Here is a 20,457-nt window from a genome sequence, read left to right as displayed (position 1 = left end):
ACTGCACCAGCGGCCGGCTTGTGATGTTTGCCGGCCAGCCAATGCCACGTCTCAGGCGCCGGACAGAATGCCGGCTCGCCCGTCAGTGCCGTGTTTCTTCATCCATATCCGGAGCCGCCCACATCTTTTCGATGTTGTAGAACTCGCGGATTTCGGGACGGAACACATGCACGATAATGTCACCGGTGTCGATCAGGACCCAATCGCCGCCTTCCTGACCTTCGACGCGGGCCGTACCGAGGCCGTCGTCCTTAAGGTCGGTGAGCAGGTGATCCGAGATCGCCATGACATGCCTGTTCGAGCGGCCGGAGACGACGATCATGTAGTCTCCCAGGGCCGATTTTCCGGCAATGTCGATGGTAACGATATCTTCAGCTTTGGAGTCCTCGAGGCTGGCGAGGACGGTTTCTAGGGCGCGGGCGGCGGCATCGGCGCCACGTTCCGCACTCTTCGGGATAACGGCAAACGTTTTTCCCTTGGCGTGTACTGTTGTCAGTGCTTTCCCTTTCCTGGAATGACAAACCATGCACAACACAGATTCGATCGCGACCGGATATGGTTAAGATAGGCATCAAACCATTAATGTTTCAAGACATGCTAAGGTACGGAACGGCCGAAAACCCGATCTGCCGTTCGAATTGAAGCATTTGGCTGCTCGGGGCGGCCTCGTGCGGGCGGTGTACAGTTTCCATGCCGCAGCGTAAAGTGCGGCAAATTCCACGATCTCCCGATTCAATGACCGACTCAGCCGCAAAAACACTCGTGCCCGTCCTGCGAATCAGCTTCCCGGATGAGGATCGTCTCGGCCATGGCAAGATGGAACTGCTGGAACATATCCGCCAGACCGGATCGATCTCGGCGGCCGGGCGGGCGATGGACATGTCCTATCGGCGGGCATGGCTGCTGGTCAGCGAGATGAACCGGATGTTTAACGAACAGGTGGTGGAATCGCAGCGCGGCGGGCAGAAGGGCGGCGGCGCGGCGCTGACGCCGTTCGGTGAGGAATTGCTCGAGCGTTTCCGCCGGATGGAAAGGACGATGCGCACCAGCCTTGCCGACGATCTCGCATGGCTTGAGGGCAAGCGCAACCTACAGCAAGGCGAGCGCGGCTGATCAGGCCTCCAGGGCAACTGTCTTGATGACGGCGAAGACCGCCCTTCCCGGTCGAAGATCCAGACGCTCGCAGGACAATGTCGTGATCCGGGAAAGAATGATATCGCCGCCGCAATCGAGCCGGATTTCCACCGTTCCGTCCTCGGTCGACGACATCCCGTCTATCCTTGCTTCCAGGATATTCAGCGCGCTGAGCCCCTCTGGCCTTGCGGTCGCCAGCATGACATCGCGGGAGGGGATGCGGATGCGAACCGATTTGCCGGGCGCAAGGGCGGCGCCCGGAATATGGAGTTGACAGGATTTCAGCGCGACCGTCGATAGACGGTGCCGCGCATCGAAGCTTTCGACCGTGCCTTCCAGCAGTGCGCCCGCTTCCCGCCGGTCGGAGGCGGTGGAGGGGCGGCTCAATATGTCGATGGCAGGGCCTGTCGCTTCCACCTTGCCGTCACGCATGACGATGACCTGGTTTGCCAGCCGCGCCACCTCAGCGATCGAATGGCTGACATAGACGATCGGTATGTCGGTCTCGTCGCGCAATCGTTCCAGATAAGGCAGAATCTCGGCCTTGCGCGCATCATCGAGGGCGGCGAGCGGCTCGTCCATCAACAGCAGGCGGGGCGAGGAGAGAAGTGCGCGGCCGATGGCAACGCGCTGCTTCTCGCCGCCGGAAAGTTTTGATGGGCTGCGCTCCAGCAGCGTCTCGATGCCGAGCAGGTCGACGATGTGATCGAAGCTCTCGCCGTGTGCCGGTCTCGGCGCGAACCAACGGCCATAGGTGAGATTGGCGCGAATGCTGAGATGCGGGAAAAGTCGGGCCTCCTGGAAGACATAACCGAAGCGGCGACGATGTCTCGGCACGAAGATGCCGGTTGCGGTTTCGGTCAAGACTTCGCCGTCGAGGATGACGCGGCCTTCGTCCGGGCGGGCGAGACCGGCGATGATGCGGATCATCGAGGTCTTGCCGGAGCCGGAGCGGCCGAACAGCGCGGTGACGCCACGCTCGGAGGTAAAGGCGGCATTGAGCGAAAAGGCGCCGAGCCTCTGTTTTGCCTCGACGATCAGCGTCATTCCGGGTCGATCCTCCGGCCGGCGAGACGAGCGAGGAATTCGGAGGCGAGCAGGGCGGCCATGGAAATGACGACGGCGACGAGCGTCAGGCGGAGCGCGCCGGCATCGCCGCCCGGCACCTGGGTGAAGGTGTAGATCGCCGACGACAGCGTCTGGGTTTCGCCCGGAATGTTGGAAACGAAGGTGATCGTCGCGCCGAATTCGCCCATCGCCTTGGCAAAAGAGAGGATCATGCCGACGATTATGCCGGGCAGGGTCAGCGGCAAGGTGATCGTCAGGAAGATCCAGACGGGGCCGGCGCCGAGCGTTCCGGCCGCCTCTTCCAGCTTGCGGTCGACCGCCTCGATCGACAGGCGGATGCTGCGCACCATCAGCGGAAAGGCCATGACGGCGCAGGCCAGCGCAGCACCCGTCCAGCGGAAAGACAAGACGATGCCGAAATACTGGTCGAGCAGGCTGCCGATCGGACCGCGGCGGCCGAACAGGATGAGGAGAAGAAAACCGGTGACGACCGGAGGCAGGATCAGCGGCAGATGAACGACACCGTTCAGTATCGACTTACCCCAGAAGCGGCCACGGGCAAGCAACAAGGCGACGAGGATGCCGAGGGGCAGGCTCGCCAGCATGGCGACGATCGAGACGCGCAGGCTGAGCAGGATCGCCGTCCATTCCTCATTGCTCAAGCCGAAGATGTCCAAATGCAGTTGTCTCCCTGGAAATTCGGTGTCACCCAGTGCCTGCCCCTCATCCGCCTGCCGGCACCAACCAGGGTCGAGCCACGGGTCTCGACCCGTCCTTCGGACCCCCGCTTGCGGGGCGAAGGGGAATAGCCGCACCCTCTCGGTTCCTCTCAAACCTTTCGCAGGGCACGTCCCCTCGCCCCGTTTACGGGGAGAGGGTTAGGGTGAGGGGCAGCCTCACGCTAGGCCGTCACTGTTGATTCCGCAATCATTTCGCCCCTCAATCACTTGAGAACGGTAAAACCCTGCGCCGCGAAGAAGGCGGCGGCCTTGTCGGATTTCAGGAAGTCGAGATAGGCTGTCGCATCCGGGTTCTTGCTCTCGGCAAGGATTGCGATCGGATAGATGATCGGCGGGTGGGAATCGGCGGGGAATGTGCCGACGATGGCGACACCCTTATCGGCTGCGGCATCCGTCTGGTAGACGATGCCAAAGGGCGCTTCGCCGCGCGAGACGAGGGCAAGGGCGGCGCGCACGCTTTCGGCGCCGGCGACCTTGGTTTCGACCGATTTCCAGACGCCGAGCTTTTCGAGCGCGGCCATGCCGTATTTGCCGGCCGGAACCGATTTCGGCTCACCCATGGCAAGCTTGCCGTCGCCCAGAAGCCCGGCGAGATCGAAGCCTTGCTTGATCTCAACCGGTTTTGCCTTGTCCTTTTCCGCAACGAGCACGATCTTGTTGCCGAGCAGGTTGGAGCGGGTGTCGGCCTTGATCAGGCTCTTTTTGGCGAGATAATCCATCCAGTCGAGATCGGCCGAGATGAAGACATCGGCAGGGGCCGCGTTTTCGATCTGCTTGGCCAGCGCCCCGCTCGCCGCATAGGAGGCGACGGCTTCCTTGCCGCTTTCCTTCGTCCAGGCGGCATTGGCGGCGTCGAGCGCATCCTTGAGACTCGCCGCAGCAAAGACGGTGAGCTTTTCGGCTGCGGCTGCAGGCGCCGAAAGCGCTGTCGCGCCAAGCCAGAGGGCTGAGATCGCGGCGATTGCCAGTTTCATCCATCGGCGGCGGTTCTGCATAATTCATTCTCCGAAGTTCGAAATATTGCGACGAATATAACGGTCGAGACGTCTTGGCTAGGGATATATCCAGGAAAATATAACCGTATCGACGCTCGCGTTCGCAGCGGCGCAATGTTCACGCATTCGTGAGGTGCATGGCTTCCGCCGAAAGTGAGATCAGCAGCGCGAAAATACCCGGGAGTCAGGTTTACAAACCGCAAGGACTCCCGGCGACCGGGACTGGTTCGTTATTGTTTGCTAATAAAAACAGCAATGGGGAAGCAAAATTCACCTCGAGATTTGCATCCGGTGCATTGCTGCAATGCACCAATCGGTATTCACCTTTTTGTCGAATATGATAAAACATACTCATCGATACGGCTTCTCCTCCTCCCATAGCCGTTCGATAGGGTCGACAACACTCCTCCTCCCAGTTGTCGATCGAGTTTATAAGCCCGACGGATCTCCTCCCCCGTCGGGCTTTCTCGTTTTCTGGATCTTCTGAAATCAGGCTGACGCATGCGTCTTGCCGGGCGCTCGGCGCTCTATTCGGCGTCGCCGTGCGACGAGCCGTTGCGGATTGCCGTCGAGCTCAGGCCGGAGCGCGGCCCGTGGATAAAGGTCCAGGCCGGGGCACGCTTCTTCCAGAGAATACGGGCATCATCCTCATCGACACGGGCGAAATCGAAGGTCCTGGCCATTTTCGAGGAGAGGAAGGAAAGCGTCGCACCCGGCCGATCGATCACCGCGATCGGGAAGGTGCGGGCAATCTCCTGCCACTTCTGCCATTTGTGAAAGGTCTGCAGGCTGTCTGCGCCCATGATCCAGATGAAATGAACATGCGGATTGCGCGCCTTGACGCGGGCAAGCGTGTTGGCGGTGTAGCTGGTGCCGAGCGTCTGTTCGAAGGCGGTGACCTTGATGCGGGGATCGGGTGCAACACGCTCGCTTTCGGCAATGCGCTCGGCGAGTGGTGCGAGCTGGTTGCGGCTTTTCAGTGGATTGCCGGGTGTGACCATCCACCAGAGCTGGTCGAGGCCGAGCCGCTTGAGGGCGATCTCGGCGACGAGCGCGTGGCCCTGATGCGGTGGATTGAACGAACCGCCGAACAGACCCACGACCATGCCGCGCTCGCTGTGCGGCATGCGCAGATAGTGCCGGTCCACATTGTCGGTCGTCACGTCAGGGCCGCGTTTGTCCGGCACCATGCACCCGATATTTGAAAGAGGTGAGCTGTTCGACGCCGACCGGACCACGGGCGTGCATCTTGCAGGTGGCGATGCCGATTTCCGCACCCATGCCGAACTCGCCGCCATCGGCAAACTGCGTCGAGGCATTGTGCAGCAGGATCGCTGAATCGACCTCGGTGAAGAAACGCGCGACGACGTCAGGGTCCTCGGCGATGACTGCCTCGGTGTGGTTCGAGGAATATCTCTGGATATGGGCGATGGCGCCCGAAATGCCGTCGACGACGGCAACCGAAATGATCGCGTCGAGATATTCGGTCGACCAGTCTTCTTCGGTCGCGGGCTTCATGCCGGGGGCGACCTTCAGCACCGTCGGCGAAGCGCGGATCTCGCAGCCGGCCTCCGTGAGAACCTCGAGCAGCGGCGTCAGATGCGTGCCGATTGCGGCGCCATCGACGAGCAGGGTTTCGGCTGCGCCGCAGATGCCGGTGCGGCGCATCTTGGCGTTGACGATGATCCTCTTGGCCATCTCGATATCGGCCGAGGCATCGACATAGATGTGGCAAAGGCCTTCGAGATGGGCAAAGACCGGCACACGCGCCTCGCTCTGCACGCGGGCGACCAGGCTCTTGCCGCCGCGCGGCACGATGACGTCGATCGCCCCGTCCAAGCCGCGCAGCATGGCGCCAACGGCGGCGCGGTCGGTAACCGGCACGAGCTGGATAGCATGCTCTGGAAGCCCTGCCGCTTTCAGGCCCTCGACCAGGCAGGCATGGATAGCCTGCGATGAACGGCGCGAATCCGAGCCGCAACGCAGGATGACGGCATTGCCTGCCTTGAGGCAGAGGGCGCCGGCATCCGCCGTGACGTTCGGCCGGCTTTCGAAGATCACGCCGATGACACCGAGCGGCGTGCGGACGCGCTCGATTTTCAAGCCGTTCGGCCGGTCCCAGGCAGCGATGACTTCGCCGACCGGATCGGCAAGGGCGGCGATGGCGCGGATTCCCTCGGCCATCTCGGCGATGCGCTTGTCGTTCAGCGTCAGCCGGTCGACGAAGGAAGCGAGCATCTCGGTGCCTTCGATGTCCTTCAGGTCCTTGGCATTCTCGGCAAGAATATGTGCCTTGTTCGCCAGGATCGCATCGGCCATGGCGTTCAGCGCGCTGTTCTTGGCCTCGGTGGACGCAAAGCCCAGCGGTCGTGCGGCAGCCTTTGCCTTGCGGCCGATGTCGTTCATCAGCACGTCAATGTCAGGGCTCGGCGCAACGGTATCAAGCATAGCTCGCGTCCTTCTTCTGCCTTTCCGATTTCGAACCGATCTGCGCGGTCATCACCATGTCGTCGCGATGGACCATGGCGGCGCGCCCGGCATAACCGAGGATGGCCTCGATCTCCGCCGACTTGCGACCGGCAATCCGGCGGGCGTCGTCGGCATCGTAGCTTACAAGGCCGCGGGCGATCTCGCGGCCGGCCGGGCCGATGATCGCCACCGTATCGCCGCGGCTGAAGAGGCCGGAAACGCTACGCACGCCGGCGGGAAGCAGGCTCTTGCCGGCGCCGAGCGCTGCGACGGCGCCGTCATCGACATGCAATTCGCCGGCCGGCTGCAGCTGCCCGGCAATCCAGGTCTTGCGGGCGGTCACGGGTGTGCCCGATGGCGCGAACCACGAGGAACGCGCGCCGTTTTCGATCGCCGACAGAGGATTGTCGGTCTTGCCGGAAGCGATGATCATCGCGCAGCCCGATGCCGTTGCAATCTTGCCGGCATCGATCTTGGTGCGCATGCCGCCGCGCGAAAGCTCGGAGGCAGCACCCCCGGCCATTGCCTCGATCTCGGCGGTGATTTCGGCAATCGTTTCCAGGAACGTCGCGTTCGGATCGAGATGCGGCGGCGCGGTGTAGAGGCCGTCGATATCGGAGAGAAGAATGAGCAGATCGGCGCCGGTCATCGTCGCGACGCGGGCGGCCAGGCGGTCGTTGTCGCCATAGCGGATCTCGCTGGTGGCGACGGTGTCGTTTTCATTGATGATCGGCACGGCGCCGATCTTCAAAAGCTGATTGATGGTGGCGCGCGCATTGAGATAGCGGCGGCGCTCCTCGGTGTCACCGAGCGTCAGCAGGATCTGGCCGGCGACGATCTCGTCGCGCGACAGGCTTTCCGACCAGGCGCGCGCCAGCGCGATCTGGCCGACGGCCGCCGCCGCCTGGCTTTCCTCCAGCTTCAGCGCGCCTGACGGCAGGTCGAGCACCGAGCGGCCGAGCGCGATTGCGCCCGAGGAGACGACGAGCACGTCGATGCCCTTGGCCTTCAGGCTAGAGATATCGGCGCACATGGCATTGAGCCAGGCCTTCTTCAGCCCGGCCTTGCGATCGACCAGAAGCGCGGATCCGATCTTGATGACGATGCGACGGTAGCGGCCAAGCGGCTTACGGCTGGTCATCGTCCTCGTCCTTGTCCTGGCCCTCATCGGTGACGACCATGTCGCGATGGCGCAGCTTCGGCACCTTGGCCGGCCTCTCTTCGGTATTGGCGTCGACGATGATGTCGCGCAGCGCACGCAGCACCTCGGTCATGCCTTTGCCGGTAACGGCCGAAATCTGGAACGGCGTCTTGCCGCAGGCCTTGGCCAGTTCCTTGGTCTTCTTCTTCAACTCGGCATCGTCGAGCACGTCGATCTGCGACAGCGCCACGATCTCGGCCTTGTCGGTCAGCTCGTTTCCGTAGGCTTCGAGCTCGTGTTTGACCGTCTTATAGGCCTTGCCGACCTTTTCTTCCTGGGCGGAGATGAGGTGGAGCAGCACGCGGGTGCGCTCGACATGGCCGAGGAAACGGTCGCCAATGCCGACACCTTCATGGGCGCCTTCGATCAGGCCCGGAATATCGGCCAGGATGAATTCGCGCTCGTCGATGGTGGCGACCCCGAGGTTGGGATGCAGCGTGGTGAAGGGATAGTTGGCGATTTTCGGCCGGGCACGGGTGACGGCAGCCAGGAAGGTCGATTTGCCGGCATTGGGCATGCCGACGAGGCCGGCATCGGCAATCAGTTTCAGATGAAGCCAGATGGTTTTTTCTTCGCCGGGCAGGCCGGGATTGGCCCAATCCGGCGCCTGATTGGTCGAGGTCTTGAAGTGGGCGTTGCCGAAGCCGCCATTGCCGCCATGGGCGAGGCAGTAACGCTGGCCTTCGACAGTCAGGTCGCAGATCAGCGTTTCCTGGTCTTCCTCGAAGATCTGGGTGCCCACGGGAACCTTCAGCGTCACGTCGCTTCCATTGGCGCCGGTGCGGTTCCTGCCCATGCCATGGGTGCCGATCGTCGCCTTGAAATGCTGCTGAAAGCGGAAATCGATCAGCGTGTTGAGGCCGTTGACGGCCTCGACCCAGACGTCGCCGCCGCGTCCGCCATCACCGCCATCCGGGCCGCCGAACTCGATGAATTTCTCGCGCCGGAAGGAAACGCTGCCGCCGCCGCCGTCCCCGGACTTGATATAGACCTTTGCTTCGTCGAGAAATTTCATTTTACTTCCAATACTCAGTGGCAGTTGGACGGCCCGTCTTGGCCCATTCGATATAGGCGGTTCCGACGGAGGTCAAAGATTATCGTGAATTTCGCGAGCTATAACATACAGTACGGCTTCGGTCTCGACGGCAGGTACGATCTGGCGCGCATTGCCCGGAGCCTCGAGGGAGCCGACGTCATCGCGCTGCAGGAGGTGACCCGCGGCTTCTCCCGCAACGGTTTTGCCGACATGGTGGCCGATGTTGCGGCCTTCTTTCCCGACTATTTCTGGGTGTATGGGCCAGTCTGCGACATGCATGTCGAAGCGGATGAAGACGGGCTCCAGCCGGTGCGCGGCACGCGTTTTCAGTTCGGCAACATGGTGCTGTCGCGCTGGCCGATCGTCTCGACCCGAACGCTGCTTCTGCCGCGCAGCCGGACGATCGGCAAGATCAACCTGCAGCGCGGCGCAACCGAGGCGGTAATCGACGCACCCGGCGGTGCGATCCGCGTCTACTGCGTGCATCTCGACCATGTCTCCCCTGACGAGCGCATCCGACAGCTGCAATTTCTGAATGCCCATATCAATGCTTTCGTCCAGGAGGGTGGGTCGCTGACCGGGGCTGGCGAATTCGACCTGCCGGAGCCGCCGCTGCCGGAGGATTACCTGATCATGGGCGATTTCAACATGGAGCCGGAATCGCCGGAATATTGCGCGCTCGCCGGTGCTGGCGGCGGATATTATGGCCGTGTGGCGAGGATCGGCACGCCGGTCGACTCCTTTGCGGCGCTGGAGGCTTACTCTCCGGGGAGCTACAGCTGGATGGATCCCGAAGATCACGGCAAACGCATGCATCTCGATTACTGCTTCGTCAGTTGCGGCCTGCAGAGCCGGTTGAAATCCGCCCGGATCGATACGCAATCCGTCGGTTCCGATCATTTCCCCGTATGGGTCGAGATCGGCGATTGATGGAATTGATGGAGACGCCGCCGGTGCGGCGACGTCTCGGGTTTAATCACGCCATCTTTCGCGGCGGCTGCAGCATACCCGACTGCAGCACGGTTTCGATGTGCGACACCATGGTGTTGCGGGCGAAACAATAGATTTCGCCGCAACCCGTCATGCGGAAACCGAGCTTCTCCTGCAGTCGCAGCGAAGCCGGGTTGTCGGCGAAAACGCCGGAATGAACCGGCGTCTCCGGCATGCGGCGCGAGAAACGCTCGATGATCGCCGCCACCGCCTCGCTCATATAGCCCCGCCGCCAGTAGTAGCGGTTCAGCCAGTAGCCGAGGTGCCAGCGACCATGGCGCAGCTCGATCGAGACGTTGCCGATATGGACATCGTCCTTATCGGTGATCGCCAGCGGCCAGTCGGGCAGGGTGCCCGAGGTGACCGGGATCAGCCAGTCCAGCGCATCCTGCCGGTCGAACGGCGCGGGTACGCGGGACAGCATGCGCGTGACCGCGAAATCGGAGAGCGATTCCGCGATCGCAGGCGCATCGCTCAGCCTGTGGGGGCGGAGCGTCAGCCGGGCGGTCGAGATGACAGGCGCGGGGCCGGGCATCATCGGCTTGACCTCAGGCCTTTGCAGCGCAGTCGTGCTCATGCGATGTTCCCCCAGCTTCGGAGGGACATCCAGGTCTTGCGGTCGAGCCTGTACCATTCGACCGGCACGTTGCTGCCGAGCGCCAGCGAGGCGGCGAGCCCCGAACCCTGGAACTGGAAGCCGCACTTCTGGATGACGCGGCGCGAGGCGACGTTCATGACCCGGCAACGGGCGTCGATCTGATCGACGTCCTGACGGGTCCTGAACACCATATCGACCAGGGCATGGCAGGCCTCGGTGGTATAACCCTTGTTCCAATAGGGCTCGCCCAGCCAGTAGCCGATCTCGACGGTTCTGCCGTCCGCATGCGGCTCGACGCCGCAGCAGCCGATAAAGGCGCCGTTTTCGGCCTTGGTGATCGCATAGACGCACTTGCCAATATCGCCATTTTTCGTGCGACGCACGAAGTCAGCAGCATCATCGGCGGTATAAGGGTGCGGCATACGCGATACCATGGTGGCGACTTTGGCGTTGTTGGCGAGATGGGCAAGGGCGTCGATGTCTTCTTCGTGGGGCGCGCGCATGACGAGCCTTTCCGATAACAAGACAGGGCAATCGGTCCTTAACCGTTCCGGCCTCAGCCGTTCTTCGGAAGACCGCTGGTCTTCCCGGGGAGACCGTGATTGGTCTGCCCTTAACAATTCGCCTTGCATGGTTCAGTCCTCCTTGAGGGGTAAAGAAAAAGGGGAGATGGCGCCCCATCTCCCCTGTTTTCTAGACTGAACCTGATACGGCCAGCCGGGTCGATGAGACGCCGGCTGTTTTTGAGCGCTACCGGCTTATTCCGCTGCTTCCGCTTTCGGCATGACAGACACGTAGACGCGACCGTTGGCCTTGGTTCGGTAGTTCACATTGCCGGCGGTAAGCGCAAAAATCGTGTGATCCTTGCCGAGGCCGACGTTGGAACCCGGATGCCACTCAGTACCGCGCTGACGCACGATGATGTTGCCTGCGATGACGGCTTCGCCGCCGAACTTCTTCACGCCAAGGCGCTTGGACTGAGAATCGCGACCGTTGCGCGATGAACCGCCAGCTTTTTTGTGTGCCATTGGAGTTCTCCTTTAAAACCTTGTCCCGTTGATCTTACTTGGCAGCCACGATGTCCGTGATACGGACGACCGTGTGATGCTGACGATGGCCGCGCGAACGCTTCGAATTCTGACGGCGGCGCTTCTTGAAGGCGATGACCTTCTTGCCGCGGTTCTGTTCGACGACTTCTGCCTTGACAGAAGCGCCGGTTACGAAGGGCGCACCGATCGCAGCGTCGGCGCCTTCGCCGATCACGAGCACTTCGGTGAATTCAATGGAGTCGCCAGCGGTGGCTTCCAGCTTTTCGATGGTCAGCACGTCGTTGGCTGCCACACGGTACTGTTTACCGCCGGTCTTGATGACTGCGAACATTTTTTATCCTTTCATGTTCGTTCCAGCTCTCCTCGCTGACTGAGCAAGGTGGCCGTCTTTTTATCAGTCGAAGTTAAGCAGGGATTTCAGAGGTCTAATCCTCGAACTCGTCCTGCCGGTGAAGCCCCGCGCAAGCGCAGGACCAGCTAGGCGCGGATTTCTCCAAACCTATTGCGCAGCCGAGATAGCCGAGGGACAAAAAGCTGTCAAGGCAAAAGGATGGAATGCTTCGACTTTTCGGCTTGCCAGCCTGTCATTTGCCCGTTATGAGAACGCCCGCGCCGAACAAGCGCCGACCAGACCGCGGAGAGGTGGCAGAGTGGTCGAATGCACCGCACTCGAAATGCGGCATACCTGCAAGGGTATCGTGGGTTCAAATCCCACCCTCTCCGCCATCAAACATAATTGTCATATGATGGTGCACGTGCGGTTTTAACGTGCGTCACATTTGATTGCACGACCACATCTGCGGCGCGGCTGAAGCAACCTGTCCCCTTGAGGTCGACGCAGGTGGTTACGGTCCGTTGACGATCCGATACACAGAAGCATTGCCCTCAACTCCGTGGAGCGAGGAGCCAAACTCCACAACATGGTGGTCGGCCAGGAGATGAATGACACCTGGCGCCGTATAGAGCGCTTCCGAGATACAAATCTCGCCCGCATCCGCCAGAGATTGCACGCGTGCGGCAACATTTACGGTCTGACCAAAATAGTCGAGATTATCGTTTAGTGTGACAGCAATCGATGGGCCGCAGTGTGCTCCGATTTTGAGGATGATGCCCGGCTCACCATGTTCGAGATTGAAGCGCTCGATTTCCTTCAATATCTGCAATGCCGCCGAAACCGCGTCGGTTGGACGAGAGAAGACGGCCATTACCGCGTCGCCGATCGTCTTGACGATGGCGCCGGAATGTTGCTGTGCCGTCAATTCGAGAAGAGCAAAATGCTCCCTCACCAAGGCGTAGGCGTTCAGGTCGCCCAGGCGCTCATACAGAGCCGTCGAACCTTTTAGGTCTGTGAAGAGGAAAGTCACCTGGCGAATGCCGAGCCCTTCCCGCTCATCAACGCGCTCGGATCGGAACAGGCGCCTGAAGGTCTGCCTTGCCAGCAACATCCCGCCGGAGATATACGGCTCGAATTCGAGCTGCGGCTTGATTGTCAGGGCTGCCACCTCGGGCGGCCAATTTATCAAAAGCAGCGAGCCACGAACGGGTCCGGTATTTTCCACCTCGATAATACACGGCCCCGGCGATAAAACGGCCAAGGCCGGGGAAAAGCGTTGCCCATCATACCTGACCCGTAGCAGCGTGGGCACTGTGGCCGGCTCACCTGATATCGGCGTCATGAAGGCGGCTTGCGTTTGGACATTCACGCCGGAGAGAACACCGGAACCCAGCTCCGCCCGGAGCGTGACGCTCGAGGTCGGCGGCAGATAGGTGAGGCCGCGGACCAATCCGCGCAGGTAATCGAGAAACCGAGCTTGCTGGCCGGGCAGCCTCCCGTCGTTGGCGAAGCGAAGCTTCCAGTGGAAGTCTTCGACCGAGAGCGAGTCGGGATCATGAAACGGCAGCCGCCGAAGATGTGGTGATACGGAGAATGTAACTTCGATGAAGTCATCGAGGTCGGTTTCGCCCGATACGTCGCACAAGCCACAGACGTAATGGGTCTTGAGCGTGCGCAAGGCGCCGAAGCTGTCGAGCACCATTCCAGATTGAGGACAAAGCACATCCCAGGTCATCTCGAACAGGCCGCATCGGGCGGCATGGAGGAACAGGTCAATGGATTCCGTGTCAGCTATCGCGCGGTCACGTGCAAACGCCAGCGGATTGACACGATAAAGGGAGAGGTCGTTGCCGTCCCTGATCAGCGCTTCGAACTTAGAGATCACGCGTGGGCTCCAGGATCGAGCCTGCTCGATCTGGATCATCTTGCTTTCGAGAAGCCGATCGTCGACGCCAGTCATGATCAACTTGTCCGCAGGCACTACGAGCGGATTTCAGTGCGCCACCGGGATCGAGCTCCCAATAACCTAAATACTCGAACGCGCCGCTGTAGATTTCCAGCCTCGATCCTACCGAATGAACCCTGCTGACACAAGGTCGTGAACGGAGCAGGGTTTTGCGAATACGCTAACTCCTCGCGCAGCCAGCGTCAGCCCAGCGCCTTCTTCACCCAGACTCCAATCTCATCGCCGCTGCTCATGTCCGCCTGCACCAGCCCGTCGATCATGAAGGTCGGCGAGACGTGGATGCCGTTCTGCCGGGCATATTTACAATGCCATTTGATCTCCCGGTCAAGATCCGCGATGGCGAAGGCTTCTTTCAGCTTGATGACGCTGTAGCCTTCCAGACGCTCGATGATCTGGTTTGGCGTTGCACCCATATTCGCGCCGCCGGCGTGGTGGTCGAACTCGAATTCCTCTCGATGCGCGGCGATGGCAGCCATGACCTTCTTTGCCGTCTCCTTGCCGCCTTCCAGCGTCGAGGCCGCGATGATGCAGCGGACGATCACGCCGGAATACATGTGCCAGGGCTGCGATTGCAGACGGATTTTTACGGTGACCTTATCTTCGCCGGCTTGGCTGAGCAACGCATCAAGTTTGCCGAACGCCCTGACGGAGTAAGGGCAGGTCGGCTCGAGAAAGATCTCGAAGATGCGCGGGCCATTGCCCCAGGTCAGCGGATCGGCACGCCACGCGGTTCCGGTCATTGCGATGTCCTTTTCGTTGAGGAGGTTGGCTATTCGGCCTAACGCAGAAGGCTCCAGAAGCCATGCTTGTTTCCGTGTTGACGCTTCAGCTCGGCGACATAGGCGTCGTGAGGCCGGGCGCTGCCGAAATCGTCGATGTGAGGCGCGAGCGAGGCGCATTCCGCCAGATGACGCGCGGCATGTTTGTAACGGCTGGATCGGCCGTTCTCGAGGGCGAAGCCGATCATCGACCGTAGCAGCATGGTTGCCGCGAGTGGATGTTTCTCCCGCAGCATTTCGGCGCCCGATGTCATCAGCTCGTAGAGGTCGCCGTCCAGTTCCGTCTGATGCCTGGAGACGAGTTTCGCGGCCTCGGCGTGTGCGGGCCAGGCGAGGAAAAAGGCAAGGGCTCGATCAACATCCGTAAAGCTGTGCGCGAAGGCGAATGCCTTCTCCTCGGCCTGGATATCGTCGAAGTCGGCGAGCTTTCGCAGGAAAGCGCGAAGGTGCTCCCCGTTCAGCGACTGCTCGAAGCATTGCCATCGATAGGCCTGCGCTTCCTCCCCCCGTTCGAGCGCTTCGAGCGTCTCCGCGCGGGCTTCCTGCCATTCAAAAGGCATTTCGAACCGGTGGTCGACGCCGTCCAAAATCCTCAATGCTTCCTCGGCGCGTCCAGCCAAGAGCAAGCGGTCGGAAATTGCGATCGCGACCATCGGCATCCTTAAGGTCTCTTCCGGCTGCTGAGCGATGAAGGCATCGACATCATCCTGGGCATCGGCAATGTCCTGCAGAGCGATGCGCGCCGCCTGTTGCCGATGCTTGGCGTAGATCTCGTTCAGGTAGCTCGCTTCGCTGCCGCCCCAGCCGAGAATTTTCCGGTCGGCACCGGCAGGCTCCTCCTCCGCTTCGTGCAACCATTGCACCAGGAGGCCCTTCAAACGTTCAAGGCCATCCTTGCCCAGCGCCGGAACCATCTCGGCGATCAGCGGGTCATATTGGCCGTGGTCGTTATCCTGCAATGCCGTGAAGACCTTATCGGCAAGGACATCGATACCGATTCCCGCGGACCTGGCGATGATGCCGGCATCGGCGCATGCCTGATGGAACGTCTCCGTGAAGGCGATGTCGCTGCTGTTGGATCGGTGGAAAATCGAATCGGCAACGGCAAGGAATTGCCAGATGAGATCGAACGCTTCCTTCGGATCATTGGCGGCCACGACGGTGACGATCGCGGATCGCTGCGTTTCGAGGTCCGCGTTGACGGCTTTTACTTTGTGCCATTCGATGACGCTCTGCGCTCGTGCGATGCTGCCGAGGCGCTTGCGTATCTCACGCGCGACCTCGGTGCTGCCCAGATTGCCGGCCAGTTCCATCCGAAGCCGCCGTTTATGGGCGGCGCTGCCGGTGCTGATTTCGATCAGCAGTTCGGCGAGACGTTGTGCACCGAGAGCTTCCAGGTTTTTCGCGTTGAGAGTCGTCTTTGCTGCCATAGGTCACCGCTATCGTTTCGCGCCGACCCTAACTCGGTATTCAAATCAGTCCAAGGTGCCGAGCGAGGGGTGCAGCCATATCGCACCGCGAATTCGTATGACTTTATCCCCGGTTAGTCTCGCCGAATCATGGCCGTTAGCTAAAAACTAACGCTGCCTCGTAACGACTCCTAAAGCCGGTTTTGGCACCTTGTTGCCTGTCGAATATTGCTTCCAAATTTTCCGCTGGGGTTGGTCATGAGTCATAATAGAGACGCCTGGGTCAGCCAGCGCGCTTATTCACTATGGGAATTGGAAGGCAGGCCGGACGGGCGTGGGGAAAGCCATTGGGCGCAGGCGCTGAGGGAGTTCGAGCAGCTGGAGCTGACGCGGGCTTCGCCTGATGGAAACGATCTCATCGAGAAACTGAAGGCAGCCGGGCGGCTGATGCGGATCTATGACGGGGCGGCCCCCGCCGTCGAGAACGACCGGCAGATCAAAGCGGCTCGGTAGACCGTATTTCCAATTCCTGAGCTGCCGAAATATTCAGGCGCATTCCAGGCGGACGACCGGCCTTGCGGGCAGGCGTCTTGCCACTTCGACGAAACCGGCACCCAGAAACATCGAGAGCGTTCCGGGATAAAGCTCGGCTCCGTTCGAAGCACGGGCAGCCTGGTCGACGGGGTATGCCTCGAGACATTGGGCGCCGTTTGTCTGCGCAAATTCGACCGCATGTTTCAGCAATAATCGCGATAATCCCTGCCGCCGGAACGGCTTTCGGACGATGAAGCAATTGATCGACCAGACCGGCCTGTCATCGACCGGCGCAAAGGGTTTTGAGCGGCGCAGCCGATCGAAGACGACGCGCGGCGCGACGCCGCACCATCCGGCCGGCTCATTCTCGTGGTAGCCGAGAATGCCGGGCGGGCGCGGTTCGGCGAGCAGGCTCCGGAACCAGTTGCGATTTCCCTCGCCCCATCCTGCCTTGTAGTCGGCATTCGGACGATACCAGTAGGCGCAGCGACAATTCCGGCCGTCGGCGCAATCGTCGAAGACCGCTTCTATATCGGCCAGGCGGTCGGTGGTGGCGGGGAAGAAAGACAAGCGATCCTGCATTCGGCCAAATTATGGCGCAGGCGGACGATCGGCAAGCGGTCGACCGTGCCGGCCGATCATGCGCGGCTGCCCTCCAGCTTGAAAGCTCGTTCTTCAGCCGCCGACATCGTTTGGCTGTCGCCGCCGATCCTCGTTCGAGGGCGATCGTCCTGACGCTACTGGCGTGCAGCCCAACTCAGGCCCCGCCGCAGGATGACGGGCATGTAGGGATGGTCGAATTCGGCTGCGACATGGCCGAGGGCGGAATAGAAGATGCGGCCGGCACCGAAATGGCGCTTGAAGACGACGGGCATCACCACATTGCGGGCTGTCGGATCGTAGGCGCCGGTGAAGGTGGTGGTCGCAAGGATTTCGACTGTGGGATCATAGTGGAGGTAATATTGCTCCGAACGATAGTCGAAGTCGGGAATGCCCTCCATGACGGGGTCGTCCTGGCGGGTGACGGCGACCCGGAAGTCGATGATATTGCCGGGATGGGCGACCCAGGTGACGCCGGAGACATAGCGAAAAGGCGCGCTTTCCTTGAAGGACGTGGCGAGAGCGCCGTGATGGCCGGCAAGCCCGAGCCCGCCGCGCACCGCTTCGACGAGGCCAGCGGCATGCTCCTTCTCAAGCTTTTCGCCGGTGATGATCGGCACCAGCAGATCGGCTTTCGCCAGCGTCGGAGATCCAAACACGCCGAGATCGCCGGTCACCTCGACGGTAAAATCGTCCTCGCGCAGCAGGTCGGCGACAATATGAGCGCATTGCTCCGGCTCATGGCCTTGCCAGCCGCCCCAAACGACCAATGCCTTCCTCATTCGCGCTCTCCCTGCTTTATAGCTGCAGACCGTTTATCATCACATGGTGGTGGAAAGCCCATTAGATCGGGCTACTGTGCAAATCACGCGAATAATTCAAGACTATTTGCTGATCCGGCACAAACTCCGCGAATGGGGCTTCGGCATTTGACGTATTGTCCATTGACGCCGATCGCAGTTCCTTCTTTTTATTGACGTGTATCTCGTCTAGGTTTCTCCCATCTCTCGTGAACAATAAGGGTGGTGCATGGCAGGTGAAACTGTTCTTGTCGTCGGCGGCGCCGGCTATATCGGCTCGCATACGTGCCTCGACTTGGCGAACAAGGGCTATAAGCCTGTCGTCTTTGATAATTTTTCGAACGGCCATCGCGAGTTCGTCAGATGGGGGCCGGCCGAAGAGGGTGATATTCGTGATCGCGCCCGCCTGGACGAGGTGCTGGCCAAACACCAGCCGGCGGCGATCCTGCATTTTGCGGCACTGATCGAGGTCGGCGAATCGGTCAAGGATCCGGTTTCCTTCTACGAGAACAATGTGATCGGCACTTTGACGCTGCTTTCGGCGGCACAGGCGGCCGGCATCAACGCCTTCGTCTTCTCCTCCACCTGCGCGACCTACGGCCTGCCGCAGAGCGTGCCGCTCGACGAGACGCACCGGCAGGTGCCGATCAATCCCTACGGGCGGACGAAATATATCGTCGAACAGGCGCTCGCCGACTACGATCAGTACAGAAGCCTGCGCTCGGTGGTGCTGCGCTATTTCAATGCGGCCGGCGCCGATTTCGAGGGCCGTATCGGCGAATGGCATCAGCCGGAAACGCATGCGATACCCTTGGCGATCGACGCGGCGCTCGGCCGCCGCCAAGGTTTCAAGGTGTTCGGCAGCGATTACGAGACCCGCGACGGCACCTGCGTGCGCGACTATATCCATGTGCTCGATCTTGCCGATGCGCATGTGCGCGCCGTCGAATATCTGCTGAAGGGCGGCCAATCCGTCGCGCTCAACCTCGGCACCGGCACCGGCACGACAGTCAAGGAATTGCTCGGCGCCATCGAGGACGTGTCGAACCGGCCTTTCCCGGTCGAATATATCGGCCGTCGCGAAGGCGATTCGCATACGCTCGTCGCCAATAACGACAAGGCGCGTGACGTGCTCGGCTGGGTGCCGCAGTATGATCTGTCTGAGATCATCCGCTCCGCCTGGGACTGGCATGCAAAATCCAACCAGCATTGAGCCAACCGGCATTGAAAAGGCTCGCCGGCCGAACATCCTGCTGATCACGGCGGACCAGTGGCGCGGCGATTGCCTGTCGGCTGTCGGTCATGCCTGCGTGAAGACGCCTGGTGTCGATGCGCTGGCGCGCGAAGGCACCCTCTTCCGGCGGCACTATGCCGGGGCAGCACCCTGCTCACCGGCGCGGGCCACACTCTATACCGGTCTCTATCAGATGAACCACCGGGTCTGCCGCAACGGTTCGCCACTCGATGCCCGCTTCGACAATCTGGCGCTGGCGGCCCGGCGGGCGGGATACGACCCGACGCTGTTCGGCTACACGGATACGGCGCCCGATCCGCGCGCGATGGATACCGCCGATCCGCATCTGACGAGTTATGAAGGCGTGCTGCCCGGCTTTACCGCCCGCCAGCTTCTGCCCGAGCATGAAAGACAATGGCTCTCCTGGCTCAGGTCCCGTGGCCACGCGGATGCCGTCAACCGCGATATCCATATTCCGGTCGGTGCTGGAGCTGGAGACATTTCCGATGCGCCACCGGCCTATTCACGCGATGAGACCCAGACGGCTTTTCTGGCCGGCGAGTTCATCCGCTGGATGGGCGAACAGGACAGGCCGTGGTTTGCGCATGTCTCTTTCTTACGTCCGCATCCGCCATTCTCCGTGCCGGAGCCGTTCAACCGAATGTTCATGCCGGGCGAGGGACCGGCTTTTGCGCGCGCGGCAAACCGCGAAGCGGAACAGAACAGTCATCCCTATCTCGCCTATGCCATGCCACGCTCCGACAAGGGCAACTTCATTCACGGTGCAACGGGGCCGCTCAGCGGCTGGAACGCCGAGGATTTTGCCGCGATCCGGGCGATCTATTACGGCATGATATCGGAGGTCGATGCACAGCTCGGCCGCATCTGGCAGGCCCTCAAGGATGCGGCCGCCTGGGACGACACGCTTGTTGTCTTCACCTCCGATCACGCCGAGATGGCCGGCGATCACTGGATGCTCGGCAAGGGCGGCTTCTTCGACGGCAGCTACCATATTCCGCTTGTCATTCGCGATCCCGCAAGCAGTGCTGCGGGCGGGGTCATCGAGAAATTCACCAGCGCTGCGGATATCTTTCCGACCCTTTGCCAAAGGCTCGGCATCGACGCGAAGAACGGGCTCGATGGCCGATCGCTCATGCCGTTTGTCACGGGTGGGAGCGGAAACGGCTGGCGGGAGGCGGCATTTTGGGAATTCGATTTCCGCGACATTGCGCATGGCGAGGCGGAGCGGCATTTCCGGCTGCGGTCCAACGAATGCAATCTCGCGGTGATCCGCGACGCGCGGTTCAAATATGTGCATTTCACCGCATTGCCGCCGCTGCTCTTCAATCTTGCCGACGATCCGATGGAGCTCAATAATGTCGCCGCGGATCCGGCTTATGCGGCGGTACGGCTCGACTATGCCGAGAAGCTGCTGTCGCTCCGAGCGCGCCATCTCGATCAGACGCTCGCCTATACCGAGCTGACGGAAAGAGGGCCGGTGACGCACCGGCCCTGATATCA

At 61.2% G+C, this 20,457-nt stretch carries 22 protein-coding genes and 1 tRNA gene; 6 read left to right on the top strand and 17 right to left on the bottom strand.

Features of this window, described 5'->3' with window-relative positions; genetic code table 11:
* Window positions 1-82: 82 nt before the first annotated feature.
* Entirely contained in the window at window positions 83-526 is a 444-nt protein-coding gene (gene rsfS, locus N2A41_RS21970; protein WP_003589592.1) for a ribosome silencing factor, read from the bottom strand.
* Window positions 527-735: 209 nt separating this feature from the next.
* Between rsfS and N2A41_RS21965 the strand changes: the two genes are divergently transcribed.
* Window positions 736-1,113 carry a winged helix-turn-helix domain-containing protein gene (locus N2A41_RS21965; RefSeq protein ID WP_162114994.1) on the top strand — a complete coding sequence of 126 codons (378 nt, stop codon included), beginning with the start codon at window positions 736-738 and terminating at the stop codon, window positions 1,111-1,113.
* Here the strand turns inward: N2A41_RS21965 and modC are convergent, their stop codons facing one another.
* From modC to obgE, 7 genes are all read right to left on the bottom strand, one after another.
* Window positions 1,114-2,181: a molybdenum ABC transporter ATP-binding protein gene (gene modC / locus N2A41_RS21960; protein WP_162114995.1), complete on the bottom strand. Its 1,068-nt coding sequence runs from the start codon at window positions 2,179-2,181 to the stop codon at window positions 1,114-1,116.
* Window positions 2,178-2,879 carry a molybdate ABC transporter permease subunit gene (modB, locus tag N2A41_RS21955; RefSeq protein WP_260109712.1) on the bottom strand — a complete coding sequence of 234 codons (702 nt, stop codon included), beginning with the start codon at window positions 2,877-2,879 and terminating at the stop codon, window positions 2,178-2,180. Before modB ends, modC begins: the two co-directional genes overlap by 4 nt.
* Window positions 2,880-3,145: 266 nt before the next feature.
* Window positions 3,146-3,937: a molybdate ABC transporter substrate-binding protein gene (gene modA / locus N2A41_RS21950; protein ID WP_170260818.1), complete on the bottom strand. Its 792-nt coding sequence runs from the start codon at window positions 3,935-3,937 to the stop codon at window positions 3,146-3,148.
* Window positions 3,938-4,464: 527 nt separating this feature from the next.
* Window positions 4,465-5,127, bottom strand: coding sequence for a nicotinate-nucleotide adenylyltransferase (locus N2A41_RS21945; RefSeq protein WP_260109711.1), 663 nt, complete (start codon window positions 5,125-5,127; stop codon window positions 4,465-4,467).
* On the bottom strand, window positions 5,102-6,385 hold the full coding sequence (locus N2A41_RS21940) for a glutamate-5-semialdehyde dehydrogenase (protein WP_260109710.1): 1,284 nt from the start codon (window positions 6,383-6,385) through the stop codon (window positions 5,102-5,104). Before N2A41_RS21940 ends, N2A41_RS21945 begins: the two co-directional genes overlap by 26 nt.
* On the bottom strand, window positions 6,378-7,547 hold the full coding sequence (gene proB / locus N2A41_RS21935) for a glutamate 5-kinase (RefSeq protein WP_260109709.1): 1,170 nt from the start codon (window positions 7,545-7,547) through the stop codon (window positions 6,378-6,380). Before proB ends, N2A41_RS21940 begins: the two co-directional genes overlap by 8 nt.
* Complete coding sequence (gene obgE, locus N2A41_RS21930; protein WP_260109708.1) at window positions 7,534-8,622, bottom strand: GTPase ObgE; 1,089 nt, start codon at window positions 8,620-8,622, stop codon at window positions 7,534-7,536. The genes proB and obgE overlap by 14 nt, the downstream gene beginning before the upstream one ends.
* Before the next feature lie 84 nt (window positions 8,623-8,706).
* Between obgE and N2A41_RS21925 the strand changes: the two genes are divergently transcribed.
* The gene (locus tag N2A41_RS21925) at window positions 8,707-9,573 is read left to right on the top strand and encodes an endonuclease/exonuclease/phosphatase family protein (protein ID WP_260109707.1); all 867 of its coding nucleotides are present in this window, start codon (window positions 8,707-8,709) and stop codon (window positions 9,571-9,573) included.
* A 46-nt stretch (window positions 9,574-9,619) separates the two neighbouring features.
* On the opposite strand, the gene N2A41_RS21920 is transcribed toward N2A41_RS21925, so the two are convergent.
* The 4 genes from N2A41_RS21920 to rplU all read right to left on the bottom strand — a co-directional run bounded on the left by N2A41_RS21920 (window position 9,620) and on the right by rplU (window position 11,611).
* Window positions 9,620-10,210 (bottom strand): GNAT family N-acetyltransferase, encoded by a 591-nt coding sequence (locus tag N2A41_RS21920; RefSeq protein ID WP_170257973.1) that lies wholly within the window; start codon window positions 10,208-10,210, stop codon window positions 9,620-9,622.
* Window positions 10,207-10,863 (bottom strand): GNAT family N-acetyltransferase, encoded by a 657-nt coding sequence (locus tag N2A41_RS21915; protein ID WP_017966066.1) that lies wholly within the window; start codon window positions 10,861-10,863, stop codon window positions 10,207-10,209. Before N2A41_RS21915 ends, N2A41_RS21920 begins: the two co-directional genes overlap by 4 nt.
* 126 nt (window positions 10,864-10,989) lie before the next feature.
* Window positions 10,990-11,259 (bottom strand): 50S ribosomal protein L27, encoded by a 270-nt coding sequence (gene rpmA, locus N2A41_RS21910; RefSeq protein ID WP_003543909.1) that lies wholly within the window; start codon window positions 11,257-11,259, stop codon window positions 10,990-10,992.
* Between the two features lie 34 nt (window positions 11,260-11,293).
* Window positions 11,294-11,611, bottom strand: a complete 318-nt coding sequence (gene rplU, locus N2A41_RS21905) for a 50S ribosomal protein L21 (protein WP_003543907.1) — start codon at window positions 11,609-11,611, stop codon at window positions 11,294-11,296.
* Between the two features lie 305 nt (window positions 11,612-11,916).
* Between rplU and N2A41_RS21900 the strand changes: the two genes are divergently transcribed.
* Window positions 11,917-12,006: transfer RNA gene (locus N2A41_RS21900), tRNA-Ser, on the top strand.
* Window positions 12,007-12,125: 119 nt separating this feature from the next.
* Here the strand turns inward: N2A41_RS21900 and N2A41_RS21895 are convergent.
* The 3 genes from N2A41_RS21895 to N2A41_RS21885 form a co-directional block, all read right to left on the bottom strand.
* Window positions 12,126-13,574 carry an adenylate/guanylate cyclase domain-containing protein gene (locus N2A41_RS21895; RefSeq protein WP_260109706.1) on the bottom strand — a complete coding sequence of 483 codons (1,449 nt, stop codon included), beginning with the start codon at window positions 13,572-13,574 and terminating at the stop codon, window positions 12,126-12,128.
* Window positions 13,575-13,762: 188 nt separating this feature from the next.
* Window positions 13,763-14,320 carry a DsbA family protein gene (locus tag N2A41_RS21890; protein ID WP_260109705.1) on the bottom strand — a complete coding sequence of 186 codons (558 nt, stop codon included), beginning with the start codon at window positions 14,318-14,320 and terminating at the stop codon, window positions 13,763-13,765.
* Window positions 14,321-14,358: 38 nt separating this feature from the next.
* Window positions 14,359-15,789 (bottom strand): DUF6880 family protein, encoded by a 1,431-nt coding sequence (locus tag N2A41_RS21885; protein ID WP_260109704.1) that lies wholly within the window; start codon window positions 15,787-15,789, stop codon window positions 14,359-14,361.
* A 237-nt stretch (window positions 15,790-16,026) separates the two neighbouring features.
* On the opposite strand from N2A41_RS21885, the gene N2A41_RS21880 reads away from it, so the two are divergent.
* The gene (locus tag N2A41_RS21880) at window positions 16,027-16,281 is read left to right on the top strand and encodes a DUF2934 domain-containing protein (RefSeq protein ID WP_017966072.1); all 255 of its coding nucleotides are present in this window, start codon (window positions 16,027-16,029) and stop codon (window positions 16,279-16,281) included.
* A gap of 33 nt (window positions 16,282-16,314) precedes the next feature.
* Here N2A41_RS21880 and N2A41_RS21875 read toward each other — a convergent pair whose 3' ends face one another.
* Together N2A41_RS21875 and N2A41_RS21870 are read right to left on the bottom strand one after the other, a co-directional pair.
* A complete protein-coding gene (locus N2A41_RS21875) occupies window positions 16,315-16,884 on the bottom strand; it encodes a GNAT family N-acetyltransferase (protein WP_170260805.1) in 570 nt (189 codons plus the stop codon).
* A gap of 155 nt (window positions 16,885-17,039) precedes the next feature.
* Window positions 17,040-17,684: a ThuA domain-containing protein gene (locus N2A41_RS21870; RefSeq protein ID WP_260109703.1), complete on the bottom strand. Its 645-nt coding sequence runs from the start codon at window positions 17,682-17,684 to the stop codon at window positions 17,040-17,042.
* Window positions 17,685-17,931: 247 nt separating this feature from the next.
* Between N2A41_RS21870 and galE the strand changes: the two genes are divergently transcribed.
* The gene (gene galE, locus N2A41_RS21865) at window positions 17,932-18,915 is read left to right on the top strand and encodes a UDP-glucose 4-epimerase GalE (protein ID WP_170277798.1); all 984 of its coding nucleotides are present in this window, start codon (window positions 17,932-17,934) and stop codon (window positions 18,913-18,915) included.
* On the top strand, window positions 18,893-20,452 hold the full coding sequence (locus N2A41_RS21860; protein ID WP_260109702.1) for an alkaline phosphatase family protein: 1,560 nt from the start codon (window positions 18,893-18,895) through the stop codon (window positions 20,450-20,452). The genes galE and N2A41_RS21860 overlap by 23 nt, the downstream gene beginning before the upstream one ends.
* The last annotated feature ends 5 nt before the right edge of the window (window positions 20,453-20,457 follow it).

Source organism: Rhizobium sp. SRDI969 (assembly GCF_025152725.1).
Lineage (GTDB): Bacteria > Pseudomonadota > Alphaproteobacteria > Rhizobiales > Rhizobiaceae > Rhizobium > Rhizobium leguminosarum_I.
This window is presented reverse-complemented; position numbering and strand designations above follow the sequence as displayed.

What these genes read in the sequence shown, in the direction of transcription:
- proB (WP_260109709.1), bottom strand. Translation starts at nt 7,547, where the DNA reads ATGACCAGCCGTAAGCCGCTTGGCCGCTACCGTCGCATCGTCATCAAG.
- N2A41_RS21870 (WP_260109703.1), bottom strand. Translation starts at nt 17,684, where the DNA reads ATGAGGAAGGCATTGGTCGTTTGGGGCGGCTGGCAAGGCCATGAGCCG.
- N2A41_RS21880 (WP_017966072.1), top strand. Translation starts at nt 16,027, where the DNA reads ATGAGTCATAATAGAGACGCCTGGGTCAGCCAGCGCGCTTATTCACTA.
- rsfS (WP_003589592.1), bottom strand. Translation starts at nt 526, where the DNA reads ATGGTTTGTCATTCCAGGAAAGGGAAAGCACTGACAACAGTACACGCC.
- N2A41_RS21875 (WP_170260805.1), bottom strand. Translation starts at nt 16,884, where the DNA reads ATGCAGGATCGCTTGTCTTTCTTCCCCGCCACCACCGACCGCCTGGCC.
- galE (WP_170277798.1), top strand. Translation starts at nt 17,932, where the DNA reads ATGGCAGGTGAAACTGTTCTTGTCGTCGGCGGCGCCGGCTATATCGGC.
- N2A41_RS21920 (WP_170257973.1), bottom strand. Translation starts at nt 10,210, where the DNA reads ATGAGCACGACTGCGCTGCAAAGGCCTGAGGTCAAGCCGATGATGCCC.
- modA (WP_170260818.1), bottom strand. Translation starts at nt 3,937, where the DNA reads ATGCAGAACCGCCGCCGATGGATGAAACTGGCAATCGCCGCGATCTCA.
- rpmA (WP_003543909.1), bottom strand. Translation starts at nt 11,259, where the DNA reads ATGGCACACAAAAAAGCTGGCGGTTCATCGCGCAACGGTCGCGATTCT.
- modC (WP_162114995.1), bottom strand. Translation starts at nt 2,181, where the DNA reads ATGACGCTGATCGTCGAGGCAAAACAGAGGCTCGGCGCCTTTTCGCTC.
- rplU (WP_003543907.1), bottom strand. Translation starts at nt 11,611, where the DNA reads ATGTTCGCAGTCATCAAGACCGGCGGTAAACAGTACCGTGTGGCAGCC.
- N2A41_RS21895 (WP_260109706.1), bottom strand. Translation starts at nt 13,574, where the DNA reads ATGACTGGCGTCGACGATCGGCTTCTCGAAAGCAAGATGATCCAGATC.
- N2A41_RS21965 (WP_162114994.1), top strand. Translation starts at nt 736, where the DNA reads ATGACCGACTCAGCCGCAAAAACACTCGTGCCCGTCCTGCGAATCAGC.
- N2A41_RS21940 (WP_260109710.1), bottom strand. Translation starts at nt 6,385, where the DNA reads ATGCTTGATACCGTTGCGCCGAGCCCTGACATTGACGTGCTGATGAAC.
- N2A41_RS21860 (WP_260109702.1), top strand. Translation starts at nt 18,893, where the DNA reads ATGCAAAATCCAACCAGCATTGAGCCAACCGGCATTGAAAAGGCTCGC.
- N2A41_RS21915 (WP_017966066.1), bottom strand. Translation starts at nt 10,863, where the DNA reads ATGCAAGGCGAATTGTTAAGGGCAGACCAATCACGGTCTCCCCGGGAA.
- N2A41_RS21945 (WP_260109711.1), bottom strand. Translation starts at nt 5,127, where the DNA reads ATGGTGCCGGACAAACGCGGCCCTGACGTGACGACCGACAATGTGGAC.
- N2A41_RS21890 (WP_260109705.1), bottom strand. Translation starts at nt 14,320, where the DNA reads ATGACCGGAACCGCGTGGCGTGCCGATCCGCTGACCTGGGGCAATGGC.
- obgE (WP_260109708.1), bottom strand. Translation starts at nt 8,622, where the DNA reads ATGAAATTTCTCGACGAAGCAAAGGTCTATATCAAGTCCGGGGACGGC.
- N2A41_RS21885 (WP_260109704.1), bottom strand. Translation starts at nt 15,789, where the DNA reads ATGGCAGCAAAGACGACTCTCAACGCGAAAAACCTGGAAGCTCTCGGT.